The sequence below is a fragment of the Roseovarius maritimus genome (assembly GCF_043355895.2).
Classification (GTDB): Bacteria; Pseudomonadota; Alphaproteobacteria; order Rhodobacterales; family Rhodobacteraceae; genus Roseovarius; species Roseovarius maritimus.
Map to the genome: position 1 here is coordinate 329,774 of NZ_JBHFPF020000003.1, position 15,481 is coordinate 345,254.

Sequence of the window (15,481 nt, forward strand, 5' to 3'; positions counted from 1 at the left end):
AGCCGCCATTGTCAAAAATATGATGACCACCCCCGATACTGCCTCGCTGACGGGCATGGACTTGACGGGCCGTATGCTGATCGCGATGCCGGGCATGGCCGATCCGCGATTCGACCAATCGGTGATTTTCGTCTGTGCACATTCGGATGAGGGCGCGATGGGTCTTGTGATCAACAAGATGGCCGATGACCTGAAGCTGAGCGAACTACTGGAACAGCTGGATATCGAGGCCGGGCCCCGCGCGCGTCGCCTGCCCATCCATTTCGGCGGCCCGGTCGAGCCGGGACGCGGTTTCGTGCTGCACGATGCCGGATATGCCTCATCCATTTCGACGCTGGAGGTCAGCGAGGCTTTCGCCATGACCGCAACGCTGGATATCCTCGAGGACATGGCGGCGGGCGAGGGGCCGGACAGCGCCCTGATCGCGCTGGGTTATGCCGGCTGGGGGCCAGGGCAGCTGGAGGGCGAGATCGCCGAGAATGGCTGGCTGATCTGCGATGCGAGCGCCAAGCTGGTCTTCGGCACGCGTACGCCCGATAAATGGGCGTCGGCGCTGGCCACGCTCGGGATCAGCCCGCTGGCCCTTTCGGCGGATCACGGCACGGCCTGAGAGCGCGGGCCGCGCTCCCCACGGGAGTATTCTTGCCAAGACGAATCAGGCTGCGCGCGCTGGACGGCCCGTGCTGCGCAGGGTAGAGCGGGCGCCATGCAGACACCTTATGATCCGCCCATGACACCGCTGGACGTTGTCCACGAGGACCACGAGGTTCTGGCCGTGACGAAGCCCGACGGCCTTCTGTCGGTGCCCGGCAAGGGCGATCATCTGGCCGATTGCCTTCTGACGCGGGTGCAGGCGGCCTTTCCGACCGCGCTGCTGGTGCACCGGCTGGACCGCGATACCTCGGGGGTGATGGTGTTCGGCCTTACCGGCCATGCGCAGCGGTTCCTGTCCGAGCAGTTCCGCGAGCGAAAGGCGCGCAAGACCTATGTGGCGCGTGTGGCGGGGCGCATGGAGGGCAAGAAGGGTGAGGTCGATCTGCCGCTGATCGTGGATTGGCCAAACCGGCCTCGCCAGATGGTGTGCCATGAGACGGGCAAGCCGTCGCTGACCGAGTATCGCGTGTTGAAGGCAAGTGGCGAGGAGAGCCGTGTGCGGCTCTGGCCCAAGACGGGGCGCACGCATCAGCTGCGGGTGCATATGCTGGCGATGGGGCATCCCATTCTGGGAGATCCGCTCTATGCTTCGGACGCGGCCTACCCGCGCATGATGCTGCATGCCGAGGAGTTGCGCATCAACCATCCCGAGAGCGGGCGCGGCATGTCATTTCGCGCCAAGACGCCGTTCTAGCGCAGCACGCGGTCTGTCAGGTTGAGCCGGCTCGCGATGATAGGGGCGAGGGCGCCCGCCAATTCAGGCTCGCGCGCTTGCAGTTGCGCCAATTCATCGAGCCGATTGGCGGCGATGAGGGCAAGCGCATCGTCCCTGACGCTGCCATCGGCGTGGCGCGGCAGGGCGGTGACGGGCTGAATCGCCTCGGGCTTCGGCTGGGGCGCGAGGTCTGCGAGCGCATCGGCGCGGAGCGTGGTTTCTACAAAGGCGTAAAGCCCGACGCCCTTGGCCGGGAGCGCGTAGGTGGCGAGCGCCACATCTGTCACCTCTGGATGCGCCATCAGCGCCGCCGTCAGGGCAGGGCCATCACGCTGGATGCGGTCCTCGGTGCCCTCGCCATCGGACCAGTTCATCAGGCGGCGCGTGATGAAGTTGTAGGCGCGCTTGCCTGTCGCCATCCAGATGCGCGAGGGCAGGGCTTTTTGCGCCAGCATCCTCGACTCGGACGGGGTCAGCAGATCCGGCGCATAGGCGCGTTTCTGTTTCAGCAGGTGGCGCAGATCCTCGCGCGCCATCACCCGGAAAAGGCGCCCGCGCCGGCGGTGGACCGAGGCGAGTTGGAAGTCGATCACGGCCGCGCGGCCCTCGGGTGTCATCAGCCAGTTTTGCGGTTTGGCGATGTCGTTATGGGTGACGCCTTTGCGCCGCATCTCGCGCAGGAGGCGCTTGGCGTCTTGATACCAGGCAGCATCCGATGGTTGCGCCAGTTGCAAGGGCGTGCCGCGTGTCCAGCTGCGCAAAAGGCCGGTCTTGTCGACGCGCACGAGGGCGGGGCAACCCTCGATCCCCTGCACGGCGCGCAGGCCGCGAATTTCCTTGCGCGCCAGTGCCCAGGCAATCGGCCGCGCATACCACGGCACGGTGTCGAGCTTGCGCAGGACCACGGGGTAGTCGGGGATACCCTCTAGATCGCCCGAAATCGTCTCGGAGAAGATGTCGCGCTTGTGCACCGTCTTCGGAACGAAGGCGGCGTTGGCGATACTTTCGGGGGAGGTTTCGGGCAGGCTCATGGCGCCCTTCTAAAGCGTTTCGGCGGGTGCGCCCAGCCCTTCGAGACGCGAAAGGGGCCGGATCACTCTGTCATCTTACCCGATGTGTTGGAGCGCGCCGAACAGGAGGGCTCTCTCAGGTGTCGCCTTCTACGGTGATCCTGAGTGGCCGCATGCCGGCGGCGTTCATTAGAGCCGCCGACGGCAAGTTGAAGGCGAAGTGTTCTGAACGGATTTTCGAGACGCCGGTGGTGCGCAAGCGGAGCGTCATCTCCTCAATGAGATCCGATGCGACTCCTTGGCCGCGGTATGCTTCGTCGACAGCTACCTGATGGAGAAAACCGATGCGATAGGCCGATTTTAGTGCGGTCGGGCCGTGCTCCTGAACCTCGTAAATCAAATATCCTATGGCATTTTCCTCATCCGAAAGACAGGCCAAGGCCTGGACCTCTTTCTTGGATATGAATTGCCGAAGGAATTCCCGCAGATCAGAGGGCTGCGTATCGTCCCGAAAGATATCGGGATGAGCTTCAACATGGAGTTGTTGAACCTGACCGAGAAGAGGCAGCAGAATGCTTGCTTTATCCGCCGGTAACTCCACGATCTTGTACATCTCGATGCGCCTTTCAAGTTTCCAGATAAGCGTAGGTCGAGTTTCGCAGTCGCGGAAGTCCCTAAGTGGAATACTGGCTCAATTCCCTCTGGTCTAAACCAATTTGCGCGAGACGATAATCGCGAAAAACAAATGCAAAAGGGGCCGGATCGCTCCAGCCCCTTGGAATGCCATGTCGCGCGGTATCAGGCCGCCTTGGGATCGTAGCCCGAGACGGATTTCACCTCGATGAAATCCTCAATGCCCCAAGCACCGCCCTCGCGCCCGTTGCCGGACTGCTTCATGCCGCCGAAGGGCGCGCCCTCGCCGCGGCTCTCGCCGTTGACCTCGACCATGCCGGCACGCAGGGCGCGGGCGACGCGGGCGGCGCGGCCCTTGTCCTGCGTCTGCAGATAGTCGGTGAGGCCGTAGGGCGTGTTGTTGGCGATCTGGATGCCCTCTTCTTCGGTGTCGAAGGGGATGATCGACAGGACGGGGCCAAAGATTTCTTCACGCGCGACAACCATGTTGTTGTTCACATCCGCAAAGACCGTCGGCTTGACGTAGAAGCCGCGGTTGAGGCCGTCGGGGCGGCCCACGCCACCGGCGACAAGGCGCGCGCCCTCGTCGATACCCTGCTGGATCAGGTCCTGGATCTTGTCGAACTGCACCTTGTTGACGACGGGGCCGATGTGATCGCCCTCCTGATCGGCGGGGCCGACCTTGATCGAATTGGCGATCGCGGCGGCCTTCTCAACAGCGGCGTCATAGACCTCGCGCTGAACGATCATGCGGGTCGGTGCGTTGCAGGACTGGCCCGAGTTGTTCATGCAGTGGCGCACGCCGCGCTCGACCGCATCCGCGTCGGCATCGGCAAAGACAAGGTTGGCGCCCTTTCCGCCCAGTTCCAGCGAAACGCGCTTGAGCGTGTCGGCAGCGCCCTTGGAGATCAGCTTGCCCGCGCGGGAAGAGCCGGTGAAGCTGATCATGTCGACATCGGGATGCTCGGTCAGTTGAGTGCCGACACCGGGGCCGTCGCCATTGACCAGGTTGAAGACGCCGGGCGGGAAGCCCGCCTCGTCCATCATCTCGGCAAAGACGATCGAGGACAAAGGCGATTCCTCGCTGGGCTTGAGCACCATCGTGCAGCCTGCGACGGCGGCGGCGATCACCTTCAGCGTGACTTGATTCATCGGCCAGTTCCACGGTGTGATCAGGGCGGTGACGCCGATCGGCTCGTTGCGGATATAGCTGCCGGGGGTGTTGGGGTCGTGCGCATGCTCGAACTCATACTCCTTGGCGGCTTTGATGAAGGCGCCGATATGGCCCGATCCGGCGGCGGCCTGCTGCTGGCGCGCGAGATCGATGGGCGCGCCCATCTCGAGGCTGATCGCCTGCGCCATGTCCTCGGCGCGGGAATCGTAGACCTTCTGCAGCTTTTCGACCAGCGCGATACGCTCGGCCGGGGGGGTGTTCATCCATGCAGGGAAGGCGGCCTTGGCTGCGGCGACGGCAGCATCGGTATCGGCCTGACCGCCGAGGCTGATAACGGCGCAGGCCTCCTCATTGGAGGGGTTGATGACCTCGTGGTCGCTGGGCGACGCAGGGTCGCACCATTTTCCGTTGATGTAGAATTGGCGCTTCTCGATCATGTCGTGTCTCCCGTGCTTTATGTGGTCTGCTGGCGCCAACGCGCCTTGCCCCAAGACATAGACCCGGCCCCTCGGACCTGCAAGGTCACCCGCGCTTTGGCGAGGGGGTGCAATCCACCCGGACGCATCCTATCTTGCGCGGTGCAAGTCCCGTTTACGCAACAAGGAAAGGACAGCCGACATGGCACTTCGTATCAACGACACCGTCCCCGATTTCACCGCCGAGACCGATCAGGGCAAGATCAGCTTTCACGATTTCATCGGCGATAGCTGGGCTATCCTGTTCTCGCATCCCAAGGATTTCACCCCCGTTTGCACCACCGAGTTCGGCGCCGTTGCGAAACTGGCCGACGAGTGGAAGAAACGCGATACCAAGGTCATCGGTGTGTCGGTCGATGGGGTCGAGGAGCACAAGAAATGGAAGGGCGATATCGAGAAGGTCGCGGGCACATCCGCCGGTTTTCCAATCATCGCGGATGAGGAGCTGGAGGTCTCGAAAGCCTTCGACATGCTGCCCGCCGAGGCCTATCTGCCCGATGGCCGCACCCCCAATGACAGCGCCACGGTGCGCAGCGTGTTCATCGTCGGGCCGGACAAGAAGCTGAAGCTGTCGATGACCTATCCCATGAATGTTGGCCGCAACTTTGCAGAGGTGCTGCGCGCGCTCGATGGTCTGCAGACAGCGGCGAAGGCCGGGGTGGCGACCCCCGCTGACTGGCAGGTGGGTCAGGATGTGGTCATTCCGACCGCTCTCAACGATGCCGATGCCAAGGACAAGTTCGGTGAGTTCGATACCGTTCTGCCCTATCTGCGCATGACCAAGCTGAAAGGCTGAGGACAGCCAGGCCTGCCGCCCGCCGCGCATGACTGGGCGGCGGGCCATACCGTCCGGGGCTGCGCCGCCAAGGAAGTGGTGGACAGCGCCGGTAATTTCCTCCTCACTGCGGCCAAATCACCGCGAGGAGGAAGAAATGGCACTGACGGCAATCATCGAAGCGCATGGCGGACCCGAAGAGTTCAAGCTGGTCGACCGCGAGGTGGGCGAGCCCGGCAAAGGTGAGGTGCGCATCGCGCACAAGGCCGTGGGCCTGAATTTCATCGACGTCTATCAGCGCACGGGGCTTTACCCGATGGAGCTGCCCCATGCGATGGGCATGGAGGCCGCCGGCGTGATCGAGGCGGTGGGCGAGGGCGTGACGCATCTCAAGGTAGGGGACCGCGCCGCCTATGCCTCGCAGCCGCCGGGCGCCTATGCCGAGGCGCGCGTCATGCCCGCGGCGCAGGTCTGTCCGCTGCCCGAGGGCATCTCGTTCGAGGAAGGTGCGGCGATGATGCTGAAAGGCATGACGGTGGAGTATCTTTTCCACCGCACGACGCCGCTGAGATCCGGCGATACCGTGCTTTTTCACGCGGCGGCGGGCGGCGTGGGCTTGCTTGCCTGCCAGTGGGCGCGGTCCGAGGGGATCACCCTGATCGGCACCGCCGGCACGGACGAGAAATGTCAGCTCGCGCTGGATCATGGCGCCGCGCATTGCATCAATTATCGCACCGAGGATTGGGTGGCCAAGGTACGCGAATTGACTGGCGGCAAGGGCGTCGACGTGGTGATGGATTCGGTCGGCAAGGACACATTCGACGGCTCGCTCGATTCGCTGAGGCCGCTGGGAATGATGATTTCCTTCGGCAATGCCTCGGGGCCGGTGCCGCCTTTCGAGGTGGGCATACTCGGCAAGAAGGGTTCGCTCAAGATCACGCGCCCGACGCTGTTCACCCATATTTCGGACCAGGAGACATGCCAGTCGATGGCGGCGCATCTGGCCAAGAAGGTGCTGGCCGGAGACGTAAAGATCAATATCGGTCAACGCTTTGCCCTGCGTGATGTGGCCAAGGCGCATGAGGCGCTGGAGGCGCGCAAGACGACCGGCAGCACCGTTCTGGAAATCTGACTGTCGGCTGGGGTGCGCACCAAATGACGGTGTGCACCCGGTTGACGCACCGTCAGCTTTGGGCGGCGCTTTGCCTGGGGCGCCTGTGGACCGGCGAAGTTCCGCGCAGGCAGACCCGCCCGACTTGCCAGATGCGGCGTCTTTGGTCCTTAACGAACGCCAAGATTCCCTTGGAGACACCCCAGATCATGATTTTGCGCGCCGTTCTCGTCGCCTCGCTCGGCCTTCTCGCCGCCTGCGCCAGCACCCCGCCCAAGGATGCGCCGACCGTTTCCAGCAGCTCGCCCGCCTCACTTTATCCCAATGAGACGCCCGAGATCCGGCAGTTAGTCAACAAATACGCTGATCATTATGAGGTGCCGCGCCCGCTGGTGCACAAGGTGATCCAGCGCGAAAGCGACTATCGCCCCAAGGCACGTAATGGTCCTTATTATGGCATGATGCAGATCCTGCCTGCCACCGCGCGCGGTATGGGCTTCTCCGGAAAGGATACGGACCTGCTGGATGCCGAGACGAACCTGCATTTCGCGGTGAAATACCTGCGCGGGGCATGGATGGTGTCGGATGGCGATATGAATAAGGCCGTGATGTGGTATGCGCGCGGTTATTATTACGAGGCGCGCGACCGCTGCCTTCTGGTGGAAACCGAGCTGCAGACGCGCGAAATCGCCAAGCATTGCAGGTAGGCGGCGCTACGGCTTCTTGCGGCTTTGCGCGCCTCTTGAGACAAATTTGCGGCACTTGATCTTTGCGTAACGGCGCGTGCCGAGGTAGTGTCATCTCATCGGGCCAGGACGGCCGGAACCTAATCCAGATACACGTGTGGTGCGTAGGGAGCACGTGGGGTGGCGGAGGGTTTCGGCATGGGCCGGAACCCTTCGTTTTTATATGCGCAGCGGTGGTTTCCGTTGTCGGCATTCGCACATAAAAAAGGCCCCGCAAGACGGGGCCTTATCCATTGAATGCAAGCTGCTGATGGCGCAACTGTGCTGGCGCGCCACTCAGCTCACTTTTGGTGCAGTTCGGTTGTGCACTTACGCACTTCATAAACCGCCGCCGAGGCGCCGGACATGTCCACGATATAGGTCTTCGGCGTTTCGGGGAACACGACCAGCTCTTCACCAGCTTCGATGTCCTTCACGAATTTGGTGTTGTTCACCAAGACGTAGCCGCCTTCATAGCCGTCTTCGATGCTGGCGCCCACGCCGGTCGCCATGCCGGAATAGAGGTTGCCATTCGCAATGAACGCAACCGCCTGATCGCCGGGAACGACGTCGGCATTCTGGCCGAAGAGACCAAGGTAGCCCGCGCTTTCATCCTTGGTGAAGCCGAACTGCACAATGGCGCCCGACTCTGCCTTGTATGAAGCAAAGCATGATCCGCGCGTCACATTCTCGCGAATGGTCCAGGCACCGGCGTCGCGAAATTTGCTAATCTCATCGCCACGCGTGGGCAGAACATCGTCAACGGCGGCTGAGAGCGGTGTTGCAAGGGCCAGGGTCAGGGCGCCGATGGCAGTGTAAAGCTTGGTCATGTGAAACCTCCAGAAAATCATTGTCGCAGGATGCGCACTTCTAATTGCGCGGACATTTCAGTCCGCATGGTCATAGCGTGAGAACGTTGGATCCGAAATTTGGTTCCGCACACCCGTTAATAGCGCCCCTGTCCTTGTTTTCAGTCAATGACTTTCGTCATTTCGCAGATGATGCGCCACGCCTCGGGCGTGACGGGCTGAACCGACAGGCGCGGCTGACGCACCAGCGCCATGTCCGCAAGACGCGGATCAGCCTTGATCTGGTCCAGCGTCACGGGTGTTTCCACCGGCTCTACCGCGCGGATATCGACGCATTCCCAGCGCGGATCGTCTGACGTGCTGTCGGGATGGATGGTCGCGCAAACCTCGACGATGCCGACAATCGCGCGCTCATCCTGGCTGTGGTAGAAAAAGCCGCGATCGCCCAGTTCCATCTGCCGCATGATGTTGCGAGCCTGGTAATTGCGCACGCCGTCCCATTCCTCGCCCGCGTCGCCGCGCGCCTGTTGGTCGGACCAACTCCAGGCAGAGGGTTCGGATTTGAAAAGCCAGTATTGCATGACCTCAGATCACTTTTTTCCAGGGGATCAATTCGACACTCTCGAAAAGGCCAGCATGGGCATAGGGATCCGCCTCGGCCCAGGCCCGGGCCGCGTTCATATCGGGCACGTCCAGCACGACGAGCGAGCCGCACATCTGCCCCGCATCGTCCAAGAGCGGCCCCGCCTGCGACACCGGCCCCGAGGTTTTCAGGTAATCGACATGCGCATCGCGCGTATCGAGGCGGATTTGCAGCGCGCCGGGTTTGTCGCGAGCGATGAGGGCGATCAGCATGTCGGGCTCCTATACAGGCTGTTTGCGCGCAGACTATAGCGGCGCGCGGCCCTGTGCAATTTACGCCTTGGCGCCTTTCTTGCCCGATCCCAGCATCGAGGGCGCGGTGCTGTCCAGTGGCCAGCGAGGGCGTGCCGAAAGGGTCATGTCGTCGCGTTGTCCTGCGCGGTACAGCTCGGCCCCCGCGTAGGCGATCATCGCTGCATTGTCGGTGCAAAGCGCCAGCGGCGGCGCGATAAACGTGGCGCCTGCATTTTCGGCCACCTGCATCAGCGCGCCGCGAATGGCCTGATTGGCCGCGACGCCGCCCGCGACGGCGATCACCCGCAAATCAGGGCAGGCGGCCAGCGCGCGGCGCGTCTTTTCGGCCAGAACGTCGCGCATCGCGGCTTGGAATCCGGCGCAGAGGTCACGCCGATCCTGTACCGTCAGCCCGCCCTTTTCCGCTATGATCCCGTCGCGCGCCCGCAAGAGCGCGGTCTTGAGGCCCGAGAAGGACATGTCGCATCCCGGCCGGTCGAGCATGGGACGCGGGAAAGCATGGCGCGCGGGATCGCCCGCTGCCGCCTCCCGCTCGACCGCCGGGCCGCCGGGCTGCGGCAGGCCCAGAAGGCGCGCGGTCTTGTCAAAGGCCTCGCCGGGCGCGTCGTCGATGGTGCCGCCGAGCCGGGTGAAGTCCTGCGGCCCGTCGACGCGCAGAAACTGGCAATGCCCGCCCGAGACCAGCAGCATCAGGTAGGGATAGGCCACGTTATCGGTCAGGCGCGGGGTCAGAGCATGGCCCGCCAGATGGTTGACGCCGATCAGCGGCAGGCTCGCCCCGGTCGCCAGACCCTTGGCGCACATGACGCCCGACATCACGCCGCCGATCAGGCCTGGCCCGGCAGTGACCGCGATGGCGTCCATATCGCGGAGCTTGAGGCCCGAGGCGCGCAGCACCTCCGCCACGCAGAGGTCCAGTTTTTCCGCATGGGCGCGGGCAGCGATCTCGGGGACGACGCCGCCGAATGCCGCGTGAAGCTGTCCCTGGCTCTGCACCGTTTGGGCCAGGATTTGGGCGGTGCCATTCACGCGCAAGATGGCCGCTGCGGTATCGTCGCAGCTGCTTTCAATTCCGAGGATGGTCAGGGTATCGTTCATCTTGTCTGCCCGTTGCGTGACCGCCGCCATCCGCGTATCACTTGGCCGACCCTGCCACAACTGCGGAGCCGTGCCTTGCCCCCCTGCGTCCTGATCACGCGGCCCGCGCCGTATGGTGTCCAATTCGCGCAAGAACTGCGGCGGCATCCGGGGGGTGACCTGCCCATGGTCCTGTCGCCTGCGCTGGTTATCGAGGGCACGGGCACGCTGCCGGATCTGGAAGGCTATCGCTGGCTGATCTTTACCTCGCGCAGCGCCGTGCGGGAATTTTCAGCGCGCAGTGACCGGCGCGATGTTCCGGTTTACGCCGTCGGCGATGCCACTGCCGAGGAGGCGCGGCGCGCCGGCATGACGGCCATATCCTGCGGCGGCGATGCCCGTGATATGGTGGCGCGCATCAAGGCGGATGAGGGCGATGGCCCGATGCTGCACCTGCGGGGCGCACATGCCGCAGCGGATATTGCCGGACTGCTGAGCGATGCTGGAATTTCTGTGGATGAAGCGGTGATCTATGCGCAGCATCTGGCGCCCCTGACCGCCGAGGCGCAAAGCTGTCTGACGGGCACCGCGCCCGTCATCGCGCCCGTCTTCTCTCCACGCAGTGCCGCCGCGCTTTTTGCCGGTGGCGCGCCCAAGGCGCCCCTCGTCGTGCTGGCGATCAGCGCAGCCGCGGCGGCGCGGGTACCCGAGGGGGCGGCGCAAGCCGTGATCGTGGCGGACCGTCCCGATACCGCCGGAATGTTGCGCGCCTGGCCCGAGGCGGTCGCGGCGGCCTACCGCCTTGAGGGAACAAAGAGCGCGCAGTAAGGTTGTCAAACCGGGTAGTTGGGGCAGATTCGAAAGGGGCAAGCGACGTGGCAGACAAAAAAGGGTCCAAAGACAGCCCGAACGCCGAGACTGGCAGCGACGAGGCGCAAAAACGCACCGACGCCAAAGCGACCGACGCCACATCGACAGGCCCCAAGCCGGGCGTGCCCTCTGCTGATAGCGACGCATCCGCCGGGGAGACGGCCGAGAGCGCGAAAGAGAAACCCGCAGCAAAAAGCGCGTCCAAGACATCGAAGACGGCGGCAAAGCCTGCCGCGAAATCGTCACCCGCCAGGTCATCCTCGTCCAAGACGACAGCGAAATCGTCGACGGCAAGCTCGGCCACCAGCACGAAGGATACAGCGCCGAAGGCGTCTGGTACCAATGAACCCGGCAAGTCGGATAGTGTGTCCGGGGACGCATCATCAAAACCCGGCGCGACTACGGCGACGACCGTTCCCAAAACACAGACATCCAAGCCTGGTACATCCGGCGATACCCCATCCGCCAAATCGGATCACAAACCGTCTGTTGACAAGCCCAGCGCCAGCGCGCAGGCAGGCCCGACGCCCGAGCCGGCCGCGAAACCGGCGACGGTCACCACCAGCTCTACAGCCTCGCGCACTGCCGACAAGCAGCCGGAGAATCCGCCCGCGAGTCCGCCCGCCCGCCGCTCCGGATTCCTGGCGCTTTTCCTCGGTGGCGTCTGCGCCGCGGCCCTCGGGTTTGGCGCCGCCTACTACCTTTTGCCGCAGATGGGGCTGATGACCCCGGTTGGCGCAGACAGCGGTCAGGCAGCGCGCCTCGATGAGCAGGCTCAGCGGATTGACGCGCTGGCCAGCCAGGTGGCGGAGCTGCCCGGCACGCCCGATGCCCCTGACCTCAGCGGGATCGAAGGCAGCCAGCAGGCGCTGGAAGGCTCGCTTGGCGGGCTTTCAGAGAAAATCGCGGAACTGACGGCGCGGCTCGATGCGGTCGAGAACCAACCCGCCGGTGACGGCACCGGCGTCTCCTCCGGGCAGCTCAATGCCCTGCGCAGCACCATCGAGCAGCAGGGCGAGCAACTGGCCGCGCTGACCCAAGAGGCCGAAGAGCGCGACAATGCCGCGCGTGCCGCCGCCCAGCAGGCGTTGCTCCGCGCCGCGGTGACACGGATCCGCACGGCGCTCGACACCGGATCGGAGTTCGCTTCGGCCTTGGGCGATCTTGAAAGGGTTGGCATACCCACCCCCGATGCTTTGCAAGAAGTGGCCGAGACAGGCGTCGCCACCCAACCGGATCTGCAGGAGGCCTTTGCTCCCGCGGCCCGCGCAGCACTGACGGCCGCCCGCCGCGACGGCGCGGATGGCGCGGCGGACGGGGTCTGGTCGTTCATGTCCGACCAGCTGGGCGCACGGTCGCTTGAGCGCAAGGAAGGGCCGGGCACGGACGCCATCCTGTCGCGGGCCGAGGATGATCTGCGGCAGGGCAATTTGCAAAGCGCATTCTCCGAGGTCGAGAGCCTGCCCGAAGTCGCTCGCGCCGAGATGTCGGGCTGGACCGCAGAGCTGCGCGCCCGCATAGAGGCGCTGGACGCCTATGACGCGCTCGCCGAGAAACTGAACTGAAAGGGCCCGCCTCAATGCTGTGGTCAATCATCAAGATTGTAATTTTCCTGGCCCTTGTGGTTCTCGTCACCTTCGGCGCCTCCTACCTTCTGGAGCTGGATGGCGGCGTGCGCATCGTCATGGCGGGGATGGAGTTGAACCTGACGCCGCTCACCGCGGTGATCGCGCTGTCGCTGCTGATCCTCGGGCTTTGGCTGCTGTTGAAACTGGCTGCGCTGCTGATCGCAGTCCTGAAATTCATAAATGGAGACGAAACGGCGCTGTCGCGCTATTTCGATCGCAATCGCCAGGAAAAGGGTTATCGCGCCTTGTCCGAAGGGATGATGGCGCTCGCCTCGGGCGAGGGCGACATCGCTATGGCACGTGCCGCGAGGGCCGAGCGCTATCTGCGCAAGCCTGCGCTCACTAACCTTGTGACGGCCCAGGCTGCCGAGATGCAGGGCAATCGCGCCAAGGCCGAGGAGGTCTATAAACGCTTGCTCAAGGATGACCGGACAAAGTTCGTCGGCGTGCGCGGCATCTTGCGGCAAAAGCTGGCCGACGGTGATACCGACACGGCCCTGCAATTGGCGCAAACGGCCTTTGGCCTCAAACCCGCCCATGCCGAGATACAGGATACGCTGCTGCGTCTCCAGACCGGGCAGGAGGATTGGGCTGGCGCCCGCGCAACGCTGGGCGCCAAGCTGAAGCACGGAAATATCCCGCGCGACGTGCACAAGCGCCGCGATGCGGTGCTGGCCCTGTCGGCGGCGCGCGACATCGCCGTCGAGGGCAAGACCGTCGAGGCGCGCGAGGCCGCGATCGAGGCGAACAAGCTGTCGCCGCATCTCATTCCCGCCGCTGTCATGGCCGCGCGCAGCTATATCGCGCAGGGCGCGCCGCGCTACGCCGCCCGCGTCATTCGCAAGGCTTGGGACCAGCAACCGCATCCCGATCTGGCCGCCGCCTTCGCCGCCATCGCGCCTGACGAGACGCCGCAGCAGCGGCTCAAGCGCTTTGGCAAGCTGATCAACGCGCGCCCCGATCACCGCGAATCAAAACTGGTCGAGGCCGAGCTGAATCTCGCCGCCGAGGATTTCCCCGCCGCGCGCCGCGCACTGGCTGATCTGGTGGAGAAGGATCCCGATGCGCGCGTCCTGACCATCATGGCCGCGATCGAGAAGGGTGAGGGCGCCGCCGACCGTGTCGTAAAAGGCTGGCTGGCCCGCGCCATGGCCGCTCCGCGCGGCCCGCAATGGATCTGCGGCAAGTGCCAGCATATTCACGGTGAATGGGTTCCTGCCTGCGAGCATTGCGGCGCCTTTGATACGCTGGAGTGGAAATCGCCCCCGCAAAGCGACGTGACCTCGCCCACCGGCATCGAAATGCTCCCCCTGATCATGGGCGATCTGGACGATGCCAGCGCAACGGATGTAGCCAGCGTCGTCGATGCCGAGGTGGTTCAGGACCCACCCAAGGATGACGAGGCCAAGGATACCGCCGAGGCCAAAAAATAGACTTGGCCCGCCCGGGCGCCAGTGCTATAGCGCCGTCACCCGAGGTGCCTTGCCGGTATTTTCACGCGCGCAAGACCCCCGCCAAGGGCCGCTGTAGCTCAGCTGGTAGAGCACGTCATTCGTAATGATGGGGTCGTAGGTTCGAGTCCTATCAGCGGCACCACCCCTTTGACCAAGATACAGAATACACTCCGGCTGTTGCGGTGAGCCGATAGCATAGGATCCGATCGGTTAGTGTTCCAGCCGGGGTCATTTTGAAAGAAGGCAGGCCTTTCTTCTTCGGTCGTTGCATCCCGGAATGCCTGAATCGTCGAGGTTCGGCCTCTCAGATCGCCTTGCCTCAGCGCACATGATTTCGCAATGACCGGTGTGGCAAAAGCGTTGACCAAGACGAGACTGTATTCTTTTTCTCGCTGCGTTTCAGTCTCGCGGTCAAAGACGCATCAACACTACCTGACAGCAATTCCTGCCAAAGCCCTCGCCTCGGCCGATGTTTCGCTGATGCGTTCAGGTCAAATCCGGTGATTTCTATGCCTCGCTTGGCTCGTCGTCAGTCGCGCGTCGATAATGCCTTCCGTAGGATACCCGGTTCTCTGCTGCGGCTGTGTCAAGCGGATGAGGGTCCTTTGGGGGGATCCTGCTCTCTCCAAGGCCCGGTGCACCGTTTAGCTTGGTCATTACAATCGGGAGATGGACATATCTGCTTCATTTGGGCGCCTGGGCCGGTTCCAGACTGGTTGTGCGACCTTGGTCTTTGCACCTCGAAGGACTAGCTTGGAGCCATGAAGCCCACGTCTCGAACGGACCATCAAAAGCACAGCCCGATGCAGCAGGCCGGTGCGCCCGGGTTCTTGTGGATCCTCGTCGGGGTCATGGCCGCGATTGAACTGGTTATCAGCCTGTCGGCATCCGGATTGCTTGGATCTCAGAATCTGCGCTGGCCCGCCTTCGCGCTTGGGGCCTTCTGGCAACCGCTTGTCTCCGGGGCAATGTCGCCGGTTTATCCCGGACAGACCGCCTTGATGTTCATTACTTACGCTTTTTTGCACGGTGGGTTCGCGCATCTTGCCATGAACGGCGTTGTCCTGCTGTCGCTGGGAAAGTACGTTTCGGCTCATATCGGACCAGCCAGGACTCTGCTGGCACTGTTCGTGTCGGCGGTCTCCGGCGCGGCGTGTTTCGGATTGCTTTCTACCAGTGCTGCACCGATGATCGGTGCATCCGGCGCAGTATTTGGCTTGATCGGGGTGTGGCAGGCTGCGGATTACCGAATGCGTCGGCGATCCCGGCTTCCCCTGCAGCCGCTGGTGGTGGGGATCCTCGGCCTTGTCGTTGCCAATATAGCCCTGTTCGTGGTCTTTTCCGGCGGGCTCGCCTGGCAGGCGCATCTGGGCGGTTGGATTGCCGGCTGGCTCGCAGGGCAGAGCTTTGCGCGACACTGACACCCGGCCGAGCGCTGCGAGGTGCCCGATATGCTCTATACTCACCTCAAAA

At 63.6% G+C, this 15,481-nt stretch carries 16 protein-coding genes and 1 tRNA gene; 10 read left to right on the forward strand and 7 right to left on the reverse strand.

From position 1 onward, the window contains the following. Positions 1 to 22 precede the first annotated feature (22 nt). Together ACEWPM_RS08950 and ACEWPM_RS08955 are read left to right on the forward strand one after the other, a co-directional pair. Positions 23 to 610, forward strand: a complete 588-nt coding sequence (locus ACEWPM_RS08950) for a YqgE/AlgH family protein (protein WP_393961455.1) — start codon at positions 23 to 25, stop codon at positions 608 to 610. Positions 611 to 706: 96 nt separating this feature from the next. Beyond that, positions 707 to 1,348 (forward strand): pseudouridine synthase, encoded by a 642-nt coding sequence (locus ACEWPM_RS08955; RefSeq protein ID WP_393961327.1) that lies wholly within the window; start codon positions 707 to 709, stop codon positions 1,346 to 1,348. Here the strand turns inward: ACEWPM_RS08955 and ACEWPM_RS08960 are convergent. The 3 genes from ACEWPM_RS08960 to ACEWPM_RS08970 all read right to left on the reverse strand — a co-directional run bounded on the left by ACEWPM_RS08960 (position 1,345) and on the right by ACEWPM_RS08970 (position 4,623). Then, positions 1,345 to 2,400, reverse strand: a complete 1,056-nt coding sequence (locus ACEWPM_RS08960) for a serine/threonine protein kinase (RefSeq protein WP_393961328.1) — start codon at positions 2,398 to 2,400, stop codon at positions 1,345 to 1,347. The two genes, ACEWPM_RS08955 and ACEWPM_RS08960, sit on opposite strands and share 4 nt — an antisense overlap. A gap of 115 nt (positions 2,401 to 2,515) precedes the next feature. Further along, a complete protein-coding gene (locus tag ACEWPM_RS08965) occupies positions 2,516 to 2,992 on the reverse strand; it encodes a GNAT family N-acetyltransferase (RefSeq protein WP_393961329.1) in 477 nt (158 codons plus the stop codon). A gap of 185 nt (positions 2,993 to 3,177) precedes the next feature. Further along, positions 3,178 to 4,623 (reverse strand): aldehyde dehydrogenase family protein, encoded by a 1,446-nt coding sequence (locus ACEWPM_RS08970; RefSeq protein WP_393961330.1) that lies wholly within the window; start codon positions 4,621 to 4,623, stop codon positions 3,178 to 3,180. Between the two features lie 181 nt (positions 4,624 to 4,804). Between ACEWPM_RS08970 and ACEWPM_RS08975 the strand changes: the two genes are divergently transcribed. From ACEWPM_RS08975 to ACEWPM_RS08985, 3 genes are all read left to right on the forward strand, one after another. Continuing rightward, complete coding sequence (locus tag ACEWPM_RS08975) at positions 4,805 to 5,458, forward strand: peroxiredoxin (RefSeq protein WP_393961331.1); 654 nt, start codon at positions 4,805 to 4,807, stop codon at positions 5,456 to 5,458. A gap of 136 nt (positions 5,459 to 5,594) precedes the next feature. Continuing rightward, positions 5,595 to 6,569: a quinone oxidoreductase family protein gene (locus ACEWPM_RS08980; protein ID WP_393961332.1), complete on the forward strand. Its 975-nt coding sequence runs from the start codon at positions 5,595 to 5,597 to the stop codon at positions 6,567 to 6,569. 188 nt (positions 6,570 to 6,757) lie between these two features. Beyond that, entirely contained in the window at positions 6,758 to 7,255 is a 498-nt protein-coding gene (locus ACEWPM_RS08985; protein WP_393961333.1) for a transglycosylase SLT domain-containing protein, read from the forward strand. A 320-nt stretch (positions 7,256 to 7,575) separates the two neighbouring features. On the opposite strand, the gene ACEWPM_RS08990 is transcribed toward ACEWPM_RS08985, so the two are convergent. The 4 genes from ACEWPM_RS08990 to tsaD form a co-directional block, all read right to left on the reverse strand. Beyond that, positions 7,576 to 8,103: a hypothetical protein gene (locus ACEWPM_RS08990; protein ID WP_393961334.1), complete on the reverse strand. Its 528-nt coding sequence runs from the start codon at positions 8,101 to 8,103 to the stop codon at positions 7,576 to 7,578. A gap of 140 nt (positions 8,104 to 8,243) precedes the next feature. After that, on the reverse strand, positions 8,244 to 8,663 hold the full coding sequence (locus tag ACEWPM_RS08995) for an EVE domain-containing protein (RefSeq protein ID WP_393961335.1): 420 nt from the start codon (positions 8,661 to 8,663) through the stop codon (positions 8,244 to 8,246). 4 nt (positions 8,664 to 8,667) lie between these two features. Next, positions 8,668 to 8,937 (reverse strand): YciI family protein, encoded by a 270-nt coding sequence (locus ACEWPM_RS09000; RefSeq protein WP_393961336.1) that lies wholly within the window; start codon positions 8,935 to 8,937, stop codon positions 8,668 to 8,670. Positions 8,938 to 8,997: 60 nt separating this feature from the next. Beyond that, complete coding sequence (tsaD, locus tag ACEWPM_RS09005) at positions 8,998 to 10,077, reverse strand: tRNA (adenosine(37)-N6)-threonylcarbamoyltransferase complex transferase subunit TsaD (RefSeq protein ID WP_393961337.1); 1,080 nt, start codon at positions 10,075 to 10,077, stop codon at positions 8,998 to 9,000. Between the two features lie 75 nt (positions 10,078 to 10,152). Here tsaD and ACEWPM_RS09010 point away from each other — a divergent pair, with 75 nt between their 5' ends. From ACEWPM_RS09010 to ACEWPM_RS09030, 5 genes are all read left to right on the forward strand, one after another. Further along, positions 10,153 to 10,884: a uroporphyrinogen-III synthase gene (locus ACEWPM_RS09010; protein WP_393961338.1), complete on the forward strand. Its 732-nt coding sequence runs from the start codon at positions 10,153 to 10,155 to the stop codon at positions 10,882 to 10,884. Positions 10,885 to 10,931: 47 nt separating this feature from the next. Further along, the gene (locus ACEWPM_RS09015; protein WP_393961339.1) at positions 10,932 to 12,491 is read left to right on the forward strand and encodes a COG4223 family protein; all 1,560 of its coding nucleotides are present in this window, start codon (positions 10,932 to 10,934) and stop codon (positions 12,489 to 12,491) included. A 14-nt stretch (positions 12,492 to 12,505) separates the two neighbouring features. Further along, positions 12,506 to 13,987, forward strand: a complete 1,482-nt coding sequence (locus ACEWPM_RS09020; protein ID WP_393961341.1) for a heme biosynthesis protein HemY — start codon at positions 12,506 to 12,508, stop codon at positions 13,985 to 13,987. 87 nt (positions 13,988 to 14,074) lie between these two features. Beyond that, positions 14,075 to 14,150, forward strand: a tRNA-Thr gene (locus ACEWPM_RS09025). Positions 14,151 to 14,769: 619 nt separating this feature from the next. Then, positions 14,770 to 15,429: a rhomboid family intramembrane serine protease gene (locus ACEWPM_RS09030; RefSeq protein ID WP_393961342.1), complete on the forward strand. Its 660-nt coding sequence runs from the start codon at positions 14,770 to 14,772 to the stop codon at positions 15,427 to 15,429. Positions 15,430 to 15,481: the final 52 nt, after the last annotated feature.